This window comes from Arthrobacter sp. P1_A5 (assembly GCF_056406825.1).
Genome location: NZ_JBFTZL010000093.1, coordinates 1 through 14003, shown reverse-complemented (window position 1 = coordinate 14003; position 14003 = coordinate 1). Strand labels below are relative to the sequence as shown.

At 67.9% G+C, this 14003-nt stretch carries 10 protein-coding genes and 2 tRNA genes; 1 reads left to right on the top strand and 11 read right to left on the bottom strand.

Features of this window, described 5'->3' with window-relative positions; all coding sequences use genetic code 11:
• Positions 1-139: 139 nt before the first annotated feature.
• Together AC1D1S_RS13250 and AC1D1S_RS13245 are read right to left on the bottom strand one after the other, a co-directional pair.
• A tRNA-Glu gene (locus tag AC1D1S_RS13250) sits at positions 140-212 on the bottom strand.
• A gap of 129 nt (positions 213-341) precedes the next feature.
• Positions 342-413 (bottom strand) — tRNA-Gln (locus AC1D1S_RS13245).
• 345 nt (positions 414-758) lie between these two features.
• Between AC1D1S_RS13245 and AC1D1S_RS13240 the strand changes: the two genes are divergently transcribed.
• Positions 759-2138: a hypothetical protein gene (locus AC1D1S_RS13240; protein ID WP_476994675.1), complete on the top strand. Its 1380-nt coding sequence runs from the start codon at positions 759-761 to the stop codon at positions 2136-2138.
• A 31-nt stretch (positions 2139-2169) separates the two neighbouring features.
• Here AC1D1S_RS13240 and AC1D1S_RS13235 read toward each other — a convergent pair whose 3' ends face one another.
• The 9 genes from AC1D1S_RS13235 to AC1D1S_RS13195 all read right to left on the bottom strand — a co-directional run bounded on the left by AC1D1S_RS13235 (position 2170) and on the right by AC1D1S_RS13195 (position 13887).
• Complete coding sequence (locus AC1D1S_RS13235; protein WP_243177115.1) at positions 2170-2895, bottom strand: HAD family hydrolase; 726 nt, start codon at positions 2893-2895, stop codon at positions 2170-2172.
• Position 2896: 1 nt separating this feature from the next.
• Positions 2897-4432 carry a glutamate--tRNA ligase gene (gene gltX / locus AC1D1S_RS13230; protein ID WP_476994674.1) on the bottom strand — a complete coding sequence of 512 codons (1536 nt, stop codon included), beginning with the start codon at positions 4430-4432 and terminating at the stop codon, positions 2897-2899.
• Positions 4433-4575: 143 nt separating this feature from the next.
• Entirely contained in the window at positions 4576-5352 is a 777-nt protein-coding gene (locus AC1D1S_RS13225; RefSeq protein ID WP_243177113.1) for a fumarylacetoacetate hydrolase family protein, read from the bottom strand.
• 5 nt (positions 5353-5357) lie between these two features.
• On the bottom strand, positions 5358-6155 hold the full coding sequence (locus AC1D1S_RS13220) for an MBL fold metallo-hydrolase (RefSeq protein WP_476994673.1): 798 nt from the start codon (positions 6153-6155) through the stop codon (positions 5358-5360).
• Positions 6156-6270: 115 nt separating this feature from the next.
• Entirely contained in the window at positions 6271-7383 is a 1113-nt protein-coding gene (locus tag AC1D1S_RS13215; protein ID WP_018773524.1) for a branched-chain amino acid aminotransferase, read from the bottom strand.
• Positions 7384-7534: 151 nt separating this feature from the next.
• A complete protein-coding gene (locus AC1D1S_RS13210) occupies positions 7535-8587 on the bottom strand; it encodes a 3-isopropylmalate dehydrogenase (RefSeq protein WP_459385149.1) in 1053 nt (350 codons plus the stop codon).
• Between the two features lie 180 nt (positions 8588-8767).
• Positions 8768-10327, bottom strand: a complete 1560-nt coding sequence (gene metG / locus AC1D1S_RS13205; RefSeq protein ID WP_476994672.1) for a methionine--tRNA ligase — start codon at positions 10325-10327, stop codon at positions 8768-8770.
• A 9-nt stretch (positions 10328-10336) separates the two neighbouring features.
• A complete protein-coding gene (locus tag AC1D1S_RS13200) occupies positions 10337-11104 on the bottom strand; it encodes an ABC transporter ATP-binding protein (protein ID WP_476994671.1) in 768 nt (255 codons plus the stop codon).
• Positions 11101-13887: an ABC transporter permease gene (locus tag AC1D1S_RS13195; protein WP_476994670.1), complete on the bottom strand. Its 2787-nt coding sequence runs from the start codon at positions 13885-13887 to the stop codon at positions 11101-11103. Before AC1D1S_RS13195 ends, AC1D1S_RS13200 begins: the two co-directional genes overlap by 4 nt.
• Positions 13888-14003: the final 116 nt, after the last annotated feature.

The following is a 14003-nucleotide window of genomic DNA, read 5'->3' as shown; positions in this document are numbered from 1 at the left end:
GAACCATAGCGCCATGCGCAGCGCTTAGCGGGACCCGGCGCGCCCGGCAATACGCCGGCGGACGAGTCTCGCCTGGAAGCCCAGCCATTCCGGGAAACGAAAAACGGCCCCGGGCTGATGCCCGGGACCGTTTTCATTGTGACCCCAGCGGGATTCGAACCCGCGTTACCGCCGTGAGAGGGCAGCGTACTAGGCCGCTATACGATGGGGCCGCGTACTTCCTGAACAGCATTTCTGCCATTCAAGCCAAATGATTGTTTCATACATTTGGCCGCCGTTTCAAATCGGACCAGCCGATTCAAAACTTCCGAATTTCAGCGGAAACCCGCGGAACTTCAGAGCTGGGATACCAGGACTCGAACCTAGAATGACGGTACCAGAAACCGTAGTGTTGCCAATTACACCATATCCCAAAGGCACTTTCGCTCCGGATGCTTGGGCCTAAACCCTCGCTCCCGGCGCCTCAGCACGAGTAATTACTTTACCCGAGAGTTTTCACTTCCACAAATCGGGCGCAGGGCGGCGGGATCGCGCCGCCGGGGCGGGCCGCGCGCGGCGCCGATGGCGGCAATACCCGCGCCAGCCCTTGCCAATCCGGCGGAACCACGTTTACGCTCGGTAAGTTACCAACGAGTAACCACCCCTCCCCCACTCCGCTGCGGGCAGCTTTGCGCTCATTTTCCGGTGTTAGCTGCGTCACAGCTGCTGGGGTGGCCGTCAGCGGAGCCGCTGCCGGCGGGAACGTCGAGAGGAATCATGTGCCACAGAGTCGTGCCGCTATCAGCAAGACCCGGACCCGTGCGCAGCAATTCGCCATCGCCACCCTGGCGTTGCTGCTCATTGCCCTGCTGGGGTTCTATACCCTCGTCACGGGCCGCATCACGGACGGTTCGGCCAAGCTCAGGGACGGGGCCGCCCAGGCGTCCGCCGGAGCCGGCCAGCTGGACGACGGCGCCGGGAAACTCGCCAACGGCGCCAGCCTGGCCGATACCGGGGCTGGAAAACTTTCCGCGGGGGCGGAAAAGATCTCCTCGGGCATCAGCACCAAGCTGGCACCCGGGGCGGACAAGCTCCAGGYCGGTGMCAGCAAGTTGGCCGAAGGTGCCGTCAAGATCGAAGCCGATGTCACCAGCAAGCTGGCCCCCGGCGTCTACAAAGTCGACGACGGTGCGCAGAAGCTCGCGGCGGGGGCCGTGCAGCTTTCGGCCGCGCTGACGCCGACGCCGGCGGGCAACGCAGAGAACAACCTCGCCGACGGGGCCACCCGGCTCGACGGCGGCGCGGCCCAACTGGCCGGCGGCACCGCCGCGCTGGCAGGCGGCACGGACCAGCTCAAGGGCTACCGCGGTGCCAACGGCAATCCGGAGGCCGGAACCGGGACCGCGGCCCTGGCTCAGGCGCTGGAACTGCTGGAGGCGGCGGCAGATGACCCGGTCAAGGGGCTCGTTCCGCTTTCGGTGGTGAAGGACAAGATCGCCAAGATCACCGCGGGCGCGCACAAGCTCGACGCCGGTGCCAGCCAGCTGCGGGCCGGTGCGCGGCGGCTGCAGGACGGCGCGGGCCAGCTGAACGCAGGAACGGGCAAGCTCAAGGCCGGCTTCGCGACGCTGGCCGCGAAGCTCAACAGCCAGGACCCCGGCAGTCCGGGCGTGGTGCTGGGCACCCGGCTTCTGGCCGACGGCACGTCCAGGATCCGGGTCGGGATGGACGGGGTACCCGGCGACCCCGAGCACCCGGGCCTGCTCAAGGCCGCCGCCCGGATGACCGAGGGCAGCTCGCGCCTGGCCGACGGAACCGTGGCCCTGAACGCCGGGATCCAGGGCAATCCGGCCGATCCTGCCAACCCCGGCCTGCTGGGCGGCTCCCAGGCCCTGGCCTCCGGTGCCTCAGAACTCTCGGCCGGCAGCACCAAGCTGGCGTCCGGCTCCTCGCAGCTGGCCACGGGGGCGGACAAGCTCGCTGACGGCAACGCCCGGATTGCCGATGGCACCGGCACGCTGTATTCCGGAGCTGCCGCGGTGTCGCCCACCAGCTTGCTCCGGCAGTCCGACGCCGCCACGGCACTGGGACTCGTCGCAGTGCTGGCCCTTGGCGCCGTTGGCGCCTTCCTGGCGCTGCGGAAGAGGCAGGCCGGATAACGGTAGCTTCCGGTGCCGGTTGCAGCGCCGGTTACAGCGGGGGCTGCGCCAGCAGGTCCAGCAGGGAGCCGACCTCGCGGCCCAGGAAGCCCGGGGCCGGTTCCCCGCCGCGGTTCAGCCAGACGCCGAGGAGGCCGGCCGCCGTCGAACCTTCCGCATCGAGCAGCCGGTTGTCCCCGACGTACAGCGTTTGGCCGGGACCAGTACCGATCCGCCGGACACCCTCGAGGTAGATCGCCGGGTCCGGCTTTGCGGCGCCAACGGTGTCGGTGCCAACCAGAACGGTAATCCGTTCCAGCCCGGCCGCGTCCAGCTTCACGCGCTGGTAGTCGTGGACGTTGTTGCTCACGGCCCCGTAGGGAATGCCGGCGGCATCCAGGGCGTCCAGCAGGGGCCCGACGTCGTCGAACGCCCGGATGTAGCCGTGCTGGCGGCTCGCGTAGGAACTCACCCAGTGGTGGGCCTGTTCGCCGTCGGCAAGTTCGACGCCGAAGTACCCCAGTGCCGCCCGGCCGCGGAGCAGGCGCTGTTCATTGAACGTGATCTCGCCGGCCAGGTAGCGGTCGTAGAAGTGGGTGGTCTCATGGGTGAAGATCCGCCCGAACCTCTCCCACCCGGCCTCGTCCAGACCGGGCAGGAGGTGCTCGCTGACGTCGCGGAGGGCCGTCGTCATGGCGAATTCGAGGTCCACCAGGGTGTCATCTATATCGAAGAGGATCCCTTTGACACCGCTTGCGCCCAGGCCCGCTGCCAGCATGTCAGCCGCGGAAGGCGCGCAGGCGGGCCAGGGAGGAATCCTTGCCCAGGATGACCATGGACTCGAACAGCGGGGGGGAGATCCGCCGGCCCGAGACGGCCGTGCGGACCGGGCCGAACGCCAGGCGCGGCTTGACGCCGAGGCCTTCCACGAGGGCTTCCTTCAGGGCGGCCTGGATGTTCTCGGCCGTCCAGTCGGCAACGGGCTCCAGGGCAGCCAGGGCGGCGTCGAGCACCTCCGTGAGGTTCTCCGGCAGACCCTTGCGGGCGTCGTCGGCGACGTCGACGGCGTCGTCGGCCTTGAACAGGAACGCGATCATTTCAGGGGCCTCGCCCAGCAGCGAGATGCGCTCCTGGATCAGCGGTGCGGCCTCGGCCAGGATCTCCTCATCGCGGTCCGTGAGGCTCTCCCCCACGAAACCGGCGGCCTGCAGGTAGGGCACCAGGCGGCCGCGGAAGTCCTCGGCGCCGAGCATGCGGATGTGGGTGCCGTTGATGGCTTCGGCCTTCTTGATGTCAAAGCGTGCCGGGTTGGCCAGCACGTCGTTGACGTCGAAGTGCTCGATCAGCTGATCCACCGTGAAGATGTCCTCGTCGGCGGAGAGGCTCCAGCCGAGCAGGGAGAGGTAGTTCAGCAGGCCCTCGGGGATGAAGCCGCGGTCCCGGAGCAGGAACAGGTTGGACTGGGGGTCGCGCTTGGAGAGCTTCTTGTTGCCCTCGCCCATGACGTACGGCAGGTGGCCGAAGACCGGCATGTAGCTCGCGACGCCGATGTCCATCAGCGCCTGGATCAGCACCACCTGGCGGGGCGTGGAGGAGAGCAGGTCCTCGCCGCGGAGCACGTGGGTGATGCCCATGAGGGCGTCGTCGACGGGGTTGACGAGGGTGTAGAGCGGGGAGCCGTCGGCGCGGACAATGACGTAGTCCGGGATGCTGCCGGCTTTGAAGGTGATCTCGCCGCGGACCATGTCCGTGAACGTGACGTCCTCGTCGGGCATCCGGACGCGCAGCACGGGCTGGCGGCCCTCGGCCTTGAACGCGGCGAGCTGGTCCTCGGAGAGTTCGCGGTCGAAGTTGTCGTAGCCGAGCTTCGGGTCGCGGCCGGCGGCGCGGTGGCGGGCTTCAACTTCTTCCGGCGAGGAGTAGCACTCGTAGGCGTAACCGGCGTCGATCAGCTTGGCCACGACGTCCTTGTAGAGGTCCAGGCGCTGCGACTGGCGGTAGGGCTCGTGCGGGCCGCCGACTTCCACGCCCTCTTCCCAGGTGATGCCGAGCCATTTGAGGGCCTCGAGCAGCTGCTGGTAGCTCTCCTCCGAGTCGCGGGCCGCGTCCGTGTCCTCGATCCGGAACACAAAGGTGCCCTTCGTGTGCCGGGCGTGGGCCCAGTTGAACAGGGCGGTGCGGATCAGGCCGACGTGCGGGGTGCCCGTGGGTGACGGGCAGAACCGGACACGGACCGGGGTGTCAGCGGTGACTTCACCGGTGGAGGCAGCAGGGGCGGAGCTGGGAACGGCGTCGGCCGCGGAAGCAGTAGTCATAGTGGTACCAACATTACCAATCTCTCCCAGCGCCACCCGCCCGGAATGCGGCCAGGGAAATACCGCCACGGAAACGGACAGCCGCCCCGTGGATCCACGGGGCGGCTGTCTGAAATCGGAGCTCTTGGTCCTGACGGACAGTTCTAGCGGCGGACCACCGGGTTGGAGAGCCGTCCGATGCCCTCGATCTCGACCTCATAGCGGTCGCCTGCCTGCACGGCGCCGACGCCGGCCGGGGTACCGGTCATGATGACGTCGCCCGGGAGCAGGGTGAAGGCCTGCGAGACGATGGAGACGAGCTCCCGGACGCCGCGGATCATCTGGTTCGTGCTGCCGTCCTGGCGCAGTTCGCCATTGAGCCGGCCCTGGATCTGCAGGTCCTCGGTGTCGAGCTCGGTCTCGATCCACGGCCCGAGCGGGGCCGAGGTGTCGAAGCCCTTGGCCCGGGCCCACTGCAGGTCCGTCTTCTGGACGTCGCGGGCGGTGAGGTCGTTGCCGCAGGTGTAGCCGAAGATCACATCATCGACCCGGTCCTCGGGCACGTCCTTGCAGATCCGGCCAATGACGACGCACAGCTCGGCCTCGAAGGAGACGTCCTCGGAGAACTCCGGCAGGACAATGGGATCGTTGGGCCCGATCACGGACGTGTTGGGCTTGAGGAACAGCAGGGGCTGCGCCGGGACCTCGTTGCCGAGCTCCCGGGCGTGCTCCGCGAAGTTGCGGCCAACCCCGATCACCTTGCTGCGGGGGATGATCGGCGCCAGCAGGCGTACGTCCTCCAGCTTGTGCTTCACGGGGGTTCGTTCCACGCCGTGGAAGAAGGGGTCGCCCTTGATGACAGTGACTTCCTCACTGCCGGGCTCACCTTCCACGATGCCGTAGAGGGGATCAGAATCGACTACAAACCGGGCGATACGCATGGTTCCTAGCCTACCGTCCCCTCGGTGCGCAGGTAGTCCAGCTGCGCGGCGACGGAGAGCTCCGCGGCGCGGCGGACGGAGGGGTCGACGTCGGCGTACACGGCGTCCGTGACGGCTCGGACATCGGCGTCGGCGCCCAGTGCCGCGAGGGCTGCCCGGACCTGTTCGAGCCGGCCGCGCCGGTGGTCCCGGTAGGCGCGGGCGACGGCGTCCAGGGCCGGCAGCACCGGGCCGTGGGCCGGCAGCACCGTGGCCGGCCCGAGGCGTTCGAGCCGGTCCAGCGAGTCGAGGTAGTCCCGGAGGGTGCCGTCGGGGTAGTCCAGCACCGTGGTTCCGGAGCCCAGAATCGTGTCCCCGGTCAGCACGGAGCCGTGCGGGCCGTCCTGCGGCAGGTGGAAGCACAGCGAATCCGAGGTGTGGCCCGGCGTCGCCAGAACCCGGATGTCAGTTCCGGCCGCCCGGATGGTTTCGCCGTCCTGCAGCGGGGGTGCGCCGTGGCAGTGGGCGGGGTCCGCGGCCCGGACCGGTGCGCCCGTCAAGGCCGAAAACCGCTCGGCGGCCGCGGTGTGGTCCGCGTGCCGGTGCGTGATCAGGATGAGTTCGACCGGTCCCTCGCCGGCCAGCGCCTGCAGGTGCGGCTCGTCGAGGGGCCCGGGGTCGACGGCGACCCTGGCCGCCGGCCCCTGGACGGCAATGAGATAGGAGTTGGTTCCGTCCAGGCTCATGGGGCCCGGATTCGGGGCGAGGCGGAACCGGGTCAGCTCACTGCTGCGGACAATGCCGCGGGATGTCTCGGAGGTCACGGACCCATCCTTGCATTGAATCGGGCGTCGATGGCTTCAGCCCGGGACCACAGACGCCGACGGCGGCCATCACCCGAAGGTGGGGACCGCCGTCGAGCACTTAGACGTTCTGTGGCTATGCCAGCCGGGTCAGCCAGCCGTGGGTGTCCTCCACGGTGCCGGTCTGGATCCCGAGCAGCTGGGCGCGGATGGCCAGGGTGGTCTCCCCCGCCTTGGCGTCCTCGGAACCGATGAACTCGGTGGCGTCCTTGAGCACACCGATGGGGGTGATGACCGCGGCGGTGCCGCAGGCGAAGACCTCGGCAATGTCTCCGGAGGCAACACCGTCGCGCCACTCGTCCAGGGTGATCTTGCGTTCGGTGACTTCCCGGCCCATGTCCCGGGCCACCTGGATCACGGACATCCGGGTGATCCCCTCCAGGATGGTGCCGGAGAGCGCGGGTGTGACGAGCGAGCCGTCCTTCATGACGAAGAAGACGTTCATGCCGCCGAGTTCCTCGACGGCGTTGTCGTTGAACTGGTCCAGGAAGAGAACCTGCTTGCAGCCGTTGGCCTCGGCCTCCTGCTGGGCGATCAGCGAGGCAGCGTAGTTGCCGCCGCACTTGGCGGCGCCTGTTCCGCCGCGGCCGGCGCGGGCGTATTCGCGCGAGATCCAGATGGAGACGGGCTTGAGTTCGCCGCCGAAGTAGTTGCCGGCCGGGGAGGCGATCACGCGGAAGGAGACCTCGCGCGCTGCCCGCACGCCCAGGAACGCCTCGGTGGCGATCATGAAGGGCCGCAGGTACAGGGCTTCGCCGTCGCCGGCGGGGACCCAGTCCTTGTCTGCCGCGACGAGCTCGCGGATGGCGCCGAGGAAGTATTCTTCCGGGAGTTCGGGCAGGGCCAGGCGCCGGGCGGACTTGTTCAGCCGGGCGGCGTTGGCCTCGGGCCGGAACGTCCAGACCGAGCCGTCGGCGTGGCGGTAGGCCTTGAGGCCCTCGAAGATCTCCTGGCCGTAGTGCAGCACGGCGGCGGACGGGTCCAGGGAAATCGGGCCGTAGGGCTCAACGCGCGCGTCGTGCCAGCCGCCGTTGCCGGCGGCGTCGACGCTGTAGTCCACAATCGCGGTGTGGTCGGTGAAATAGTCGCCGAATCCCGGGTTTGCCAGGATGGCGGCACGCTCTTCAGCAGACTTCGGGGTCTCCGACAGGTGCTGGGTGAATTCGACGCCATGGGCAGTCTGAGTCATGGTTCCTCCACGATCGGCTGCCTGGTGTGGGAACGTGGTTCACCCTCGGACCACGGCAGCATATTGGTGATTCGAAACAAGCTTACGCCCGTTGGCAGCACGGTTTTGCGGTGTCCGCAGTCGCCTGCAGTCCAGGAAATGCAGCCCGGGCCTAAAGCGCCGCCGCGATGGCGTCGCCGATCGCGCTGGTGGTGCGGACGGCGCCGTCGCGGGCTTCAACGTCGGCCGTGACGGCCGCCTCGATCTTCCGGGCGGCGCCGGCGAAACCGAGGTGGTCGAGCAGGAGCGCCGCGGAGAGGATGGCCGCGGTGGGGTCGGCCTTCTGCTGGCCGGCGATATCCGGGGCGGACCCGTGGACCGGTTCGAACATGGACGGCGCTGTGCGGTCCATGTTGAGGTTGCCGGAGGCGGCGAGGCCGATCCCGCCGGTCACGGCCGCCGCGAGGTCGGTGATGATGTCGCCGAACAGGTTGTCGGTGACAATCACGTCGAAGCGGGCCGGATCGGTGACCATGAAAATCGTGGCGGCGTCGACGTGGAGGTAGTCGTGCGTGACGTCGGGGAACTCCTGGGCGACGGCCTCGACCGTGCGCTTCCAGAGCTGGCCGGCGAAGACCAAGACGTTGTGCTTGTGCACCAGGGTGAGCTTCTTGCGGGGGCGGTCGTTGGCCCGGCGGAACGCGTCGCGGACCACGCGCTCCACGCCGTGGGCGGTGTTCAGGGACACCTCGGTGGCCACCTCGTGGGGGGTGCCCGCGCGCAGCGTGCCGCCGTTCCCCACGTAGGGGCCCTCGGTGCCTTCGCGGACGACGACGAAGTCGATCTCGCCGGGGTTCGCGAGCGGGCTGCCGACGCCGGCGTACAGGCGGGAGGGCCGCAGGTTGACGAAGTGGTCCAGGCTGAAGCGCAGCTTCAGCAGGAGCTCGCGCTCGATGATGCCGGAGGGGATCCGGGTGTCGCCGGGGGCCGCGCCGACGGCGCCGAACAAGATGGCGTCGCGCGTGCGGAGGTCGGCGAGGGTGGCCGCGGGCAGGGTCTCCCCCGTCGCGAGCCAGTGCTCCGCACCCAGCTTGTAGTGGGTCTGCTGGAGCACGATCCCTTCTGCGGCCGCGGCCTTTTCAAGGACCTTCAGGGCTTCGGCGGTGACCTCCGGGCCGATGCCGTCGCCCGGGATGACTGCCAGATCAATCGTGGATGCGCTCATATTTTCAGGGTAGCCAAGTGATCCACATTCTGGTCAAGTTGTCTCACTATTCGGCCACCCCTACGGGCGCTCCCTCACTTTCGGCAGGAAAAGACGAAACGCTCCCGCACTTCCGAAACGGAAGTGCGGGAGCGTCACTCGAAACGCCGCCGGATCTGCGGGAGCGTCCGGGTGGGGGGCTCAGGCTTCGGYGGGTTCCTCGTACTTCGGGAACACCGGGGCCGGGGCGGGCAGTTCCGTGCCGGCGGCGATCGGAGTGCCCAGGGCCGAGAACTGGCGCGCCCCGCCCTCGGGCTGGCCGAGCGTGTGCAGGATCGCCGCCGTCGCCACCGGCATGACCGGCTGGGCCAGGATCGCGACGATCCGCAGCACCTCGAGCGTCACGTAGAGCACCGTGYYCATGCGTTCGACGTCGGTCTTGCGCAGCACCCACGGGGCCTGCTCGGCGAAGTAGGCGTTGGTGTCCCCCAGGACAGCCCAGATGGCCTCCAGTGCGCGGCTGAACTCCTGCTTCTCGAACGCGGCCCGGGCGGCGTCCAGCAGTCCGTTGGCCTGGGCCAGAATCGCGGTGTCCTCGGCGGAAAATGCGCCGGGCGCGGGCACGCGGCCCTCGCAGTTCTTGGCCACCATGGACAGCGACCGCTGGGCCAGGTTGCCGAAGTTGTTGGCGAGGTCGGAATTCATCCGGCCCACGATTGCCTCGTGGTTGTAGTTGCCGTCCGCGCCGAAGGGGACCTCGCGCAGGAAGAAGTAGCGGACCTGGTCCAGGCCGTACTGGGCCACGAAGTCCGAGGGGGCCACCACGTTGCCCAGCGACTTGGACATCTTGACGCCGTTGTTCTGCAGGAAGCCGTGGATCATGATCCGCTTCGGCAGCTCCAGTCCGGCGCTCATGAGGAACGCCGGCCAGTAGATGGCGTGGAAGCGGGAGATGTCCTTGCCGATCACGTGCACGTCGGCCGGCCAGAACTTCTTAAAGGAGTCCGAGTCGACGTCCGGGTAGCCGACCCCGGTGAGGTAGTTGGTCAGCGCATCGACCCACACGTACATGACGTGCTTGTCGTTGCCGGGCACGGGAACGCCCCAGTCGAACGTGGTGCGGCTGATGGAGAGATCCTCCAGACCGCGCCGGACGAAGCTGATGACCTCGTTGAAGCGGGACTGCGGGGCGCCGAATTCCGGGTGGGCCTGGTAGAGCGCCAGCAGTTTGTCCTGATAGGCGGAGAGCCGGAAGAAGTAGCTCTCCTCGGCCGTCCAGGTGACCTCGGTGTCGGATTCGCGCGAGTAGCGGATCCCGTCGTCCTTGACCACGGTCTCGTCCTCGACGTAGAACGCCTCGTCGCGGACCGAATACCAGCCTTCGTACTTGGACAGGTAGATGTCCCCGTTGGCTTCCATCTTCTTCCAGATGGCCTGCGACGCCGCGTAGTGGTCGGCATCCGTGGTGCGGATGAAACGGTCGTAGGAAACCCCGAGGGCCGCGTGCGCCGCCTTGTAGATCTCGGCGTTCCGGTCCACCAGTTCCTTGGGCGTGACGCCTTCCTTCTCGGCGGTCTGGGCGATCTTCATGCCGTGCTCGTCAGTGCCGGTCAGGAAGAAGACGTCGTACCCGTCCAGGCGCTTGAACCGGGCCATCGCATCGGTGGCGATGTACTCGTACGCATGGCCGATGTGCGGCACCCCGTTGGGGTACGTGATGGCCGTGGTGATGTAGAACGGGGTCTGATCAGTTGAAGTCACGGTCTAAATCTAGATCAGTTCTGTGAGGGTATCGCTCTGGCGGACCAGTTCGTGGTCATGTGAAGCCACCAGCACGGCAATGCCGTCCGAGGTGGTGTCCTTGAGGATGCTGATGATGCGGTTGGCCGCGGCACGGTCCAGGCTGGCCGTGGGCTCGTCGACCACCAGGACGCGGGTGCCGAGAATGAGCGCCCGGGCGATTGCGACGCGCTGGCGTTCACCGCCGGAAAGCTGCGCCGGGCGGTGGCGCATGCGCCGGCCCAGGCCCACGAGGTCCAGGAGGTCCTTCGCCATGTCGCGGCGCTTCTCGACCTCGCCGTCCGGCACGGCCGGCAGCAGGACGTTCTCGAGCGCGCTCATCCCGTCGATCAGGGCACCGCCCTGGTCGACGTAGCCGATCAGGGCCCGGCGGCGGTCGGCGATCTCGTCGTCGCCCATGGTCTCGAGCGAGTCACCTTCCCAGAACACCCGGCCCGACGTCGGCAGGGTCAGTCCCGCGCCGACGGTCAGGATGCTGGTCTTGCCCGAGCCGGAGCGGCCCGCGACGCAGTGCATTTCGCCGGCATGCAGAGTMATGTTGAAGTCGTCCACGACGTTGACGGCCTCGGCACCGCCCTTRCCGCCGCCGTAATGGATGGTGATGTTGCTCAGTTCCAGCGGGGTGGCGTGGTCCGTGGCCTTCACGATCGTGTTGGCGCGGGTCTTGTGCGCACCGCGACGGGTGCTGGCGGTCATCCGGTCGTGTGCCTCCCGGTCAAGGTTCAGCTCGTTAGTCATTGGACCACTTTCGTTGCAATCGGAATCCAGCAAAGTACAGCTACGAGACCGGCAATTGCGGCCCACAGCGCGGCGTAGGGTGCCAGGAGGAGGCCGATGCCGAGGGCGCCCACAACACCCAGCGGCAGCGCGACGGTTCCCACCATGGCGTTTTCAAAGAAGCGCACCTGGCCCAGCATGTCCGGGTTCCAGCCCATGGCCCGCAGCGTGCCGAGGTACTGGCGCTTGGCCTGCAGCTCGAAGCGGCCGGTGACCATGGTCAGCAGCAGCCCGACGGCAACACCGGACACGCCCAAGATGATGCTGGGCAGGGCGATGCTCGCCGCGGCCAGCCCGCTGAGGGCGCTGGCGCCGGCGGCCCGCGGAATATCGATCAGCAGGGCGACGAGTCCGCCGACGGCCGCGGCGAAGACACCGACGGCAACAGCCAGTGAGATGGTGTTGAACTTGTTGGTGCTCAGCTGCCGGTTGGCGAAGGTCAGCGGGGAATCGACCGCCATGAGCCGTTCATCGTGTTGCGGCTCCTGGTCCACGACGTCGCGGTGGCGCAGCTGCTGCGCCGCGACGAACGCGGCACCGGCGTACAGCACCAGGACCGACGCCGAGACCACCGCGGTGGCGGTGCTCCAGCTGATCAGGCTCAGGACGACACCGACGACGGCAAGCAGCGCGGCGCCGACGCCGAATTCGGCCAGCACCCAGGAACGGATCTTGCGCTGGGTCCAGCCCATGGCGCGCAAAGTACCGGCCTCGCTGCGCCGTTTGCGGATGTAGCTGACGGTGGAGGCTCCGGTCAGGAGGGCAGCACCGCAGAGGGTCAGGAACAGCAGGGTCAGGTTCGTGGCGGTCAGCGAGCCGGACACGGCGTCCGCGGCGTCCTGGCGGACCCACGACTGCTGCACGGTGCCCAGCGGCGATTCCTTGCCGGCGTCGTCCTTGGAGTAGCCGGGAACGGCGATGCTGGCGTCTTCGCGGGCCGAACCGGCCACCACGGTGGCCTGCAGGCCCATGTCGCGGATCTCGTTGGCGAGCTTCTCCACCTCGGGCTGTGCCTGCTTCCAGCTGCCCGGAACCTTGGCGCGGACCCGGACGGCGTCGATCACGTTGGCGTTCGCATCGTAGCCGCGGGCGGCGGCGAGGCCGTAGTAGTCCGTGATGGCTCCGGCGGACTGGCTGACCAGCCCCGTGGCGCTCAGCGAGGGCTTGAGTTCGGTGTTGACGTCCTTGCCCGACGCGTCTTTGGTCAGGGTGAACGGCGCGGGGTCATAGCCGCCCAGGGGCAGCCGGTTGACGTCGCCGGCAGCTTCCTTGACGTTCGCGGCGTCGAAGGTGCCGTAGACCATGGCCAGCGGCGTGGCCAGCTTCTTGCCGGTTTCGAGGTTCTGGCGGTAGGAGCGCTCGTCTACCGGCTCGCGCTGGGTCTGGTCGACGGCTTCGCCGTTGGCGGCCTTGTCCGGCAGCCGGTTCACGGTGACCCAGTCACCGGGCGTGGCGCTCTTGTCAACGGCGCCGTTGGCGGCGGTTTCGCCGTCCTTATACGCCGGGGCGGCGGCGAAGTTGGTGGTCCAGGTGGCCGGGTTGTAGAGGCCTTGGCTGAAGGATCCGGTGTCACCCATGAGCTGGGAGAGATCCTTGGACCCGGGCCAGGCGAGGGCGAACGGGGACTTGGAAACGAACGGCAGGTAGTCCTTGTCCAGCGAGCGGGTCACGGTGCCGACGTCCTTGGTGACGTTGCCGGAGTCGTCGATTTCCTCGATTTTGACCGAGTACTTCAGGTCCAGGGCGGTGCCCGAGCGCACGATCAGCGGGATGGCCTGCGAATCGTCGGTGAGCTGGCCGTCGCGCTTGGCCTGCTGGTACTGGGTCATCAGCGGTGCCCAGTACTTGAGCTTGACGCCGAGGAAGTCTGGGCCTTCCTTGAGTTCATCCATGCTGATGCCGTTGGTGAAGAGGCTCTCGAAGTGCCGGCCGATCGCGCCGGCGTTGCGTGCGTCCGCGGGCGGGGCTTTCTCCAGCGGGGACAGGAAGTCACCGGCCGTGCCGAGCAGCGCGCGTTCGGAGACGGGGTCGACGGCGACGACGGACTCGGTCACCTGCGGAGCCATCGGCAGGGAAACGGAGAGGTTGAAGAGGTTGTGCTCGGAGCCGCCGGCCGGGGTGGGKAACTTGATGCCGGTCTCGCCCTCCGGGCCCTGGATGCGGACGTTCTTGCCGCCCTCAACCTGTTCCTCGACCAGCTTCGCCTTGCCGAGGGAGCCCTCGGCCGTGGTCTTGAACAGGGTCTGGTCGGAGTGGCCGTCGGAGCTGACGGCACTGGCCGTGAGGCGGTATTTCTTCGGCGTGTCGCTCAGTACCGATTCCGCGGCCGGCCACTTGCTCGGATCCGTGGCGGTCGGGTCGCCGGAGGTGCCCGCGAGGCCCGCGTTGAAGCCCAGGTAGTCGGTGGCGTCCAGCCGCGGCGACTCCAGGTTCTGCGTCACGCGCGAGACCAGGCTGATGGGTGCGGCCACAGAGGTGCCGGTGAGCTTGCGGATCGAATCCAGCTGCTCGAAGCTGATGCCGCCCTGGCCGGTGGCGATGTCGGGCTGCATCAGGCCGCCGTTATCCTTCGCCTTGGCCTGCACCAGGACGTCATAGAGCCCCCGGGAGTTTTGGTCCACGGTCCTGCTCAGCGCCGCCTGGGACTGACCCTGGACGAGCACGGACAGGCACATGGCCACGATCAAAATGGACGCGGTCAGCAAAAGCACTCTGCTTCTGATGAACCTCTGGACGGCGTTCATTGGGCTCCTGAAAGCTGGATTGCGTGCGCACGCCGCAGTTCATTTCCTGAGGAAGTGAAGGCGCCCCGTGCCGGGCGTGCAAAAGTAAAGGCCGGTCTGCCGGCCAAGACCCGAAA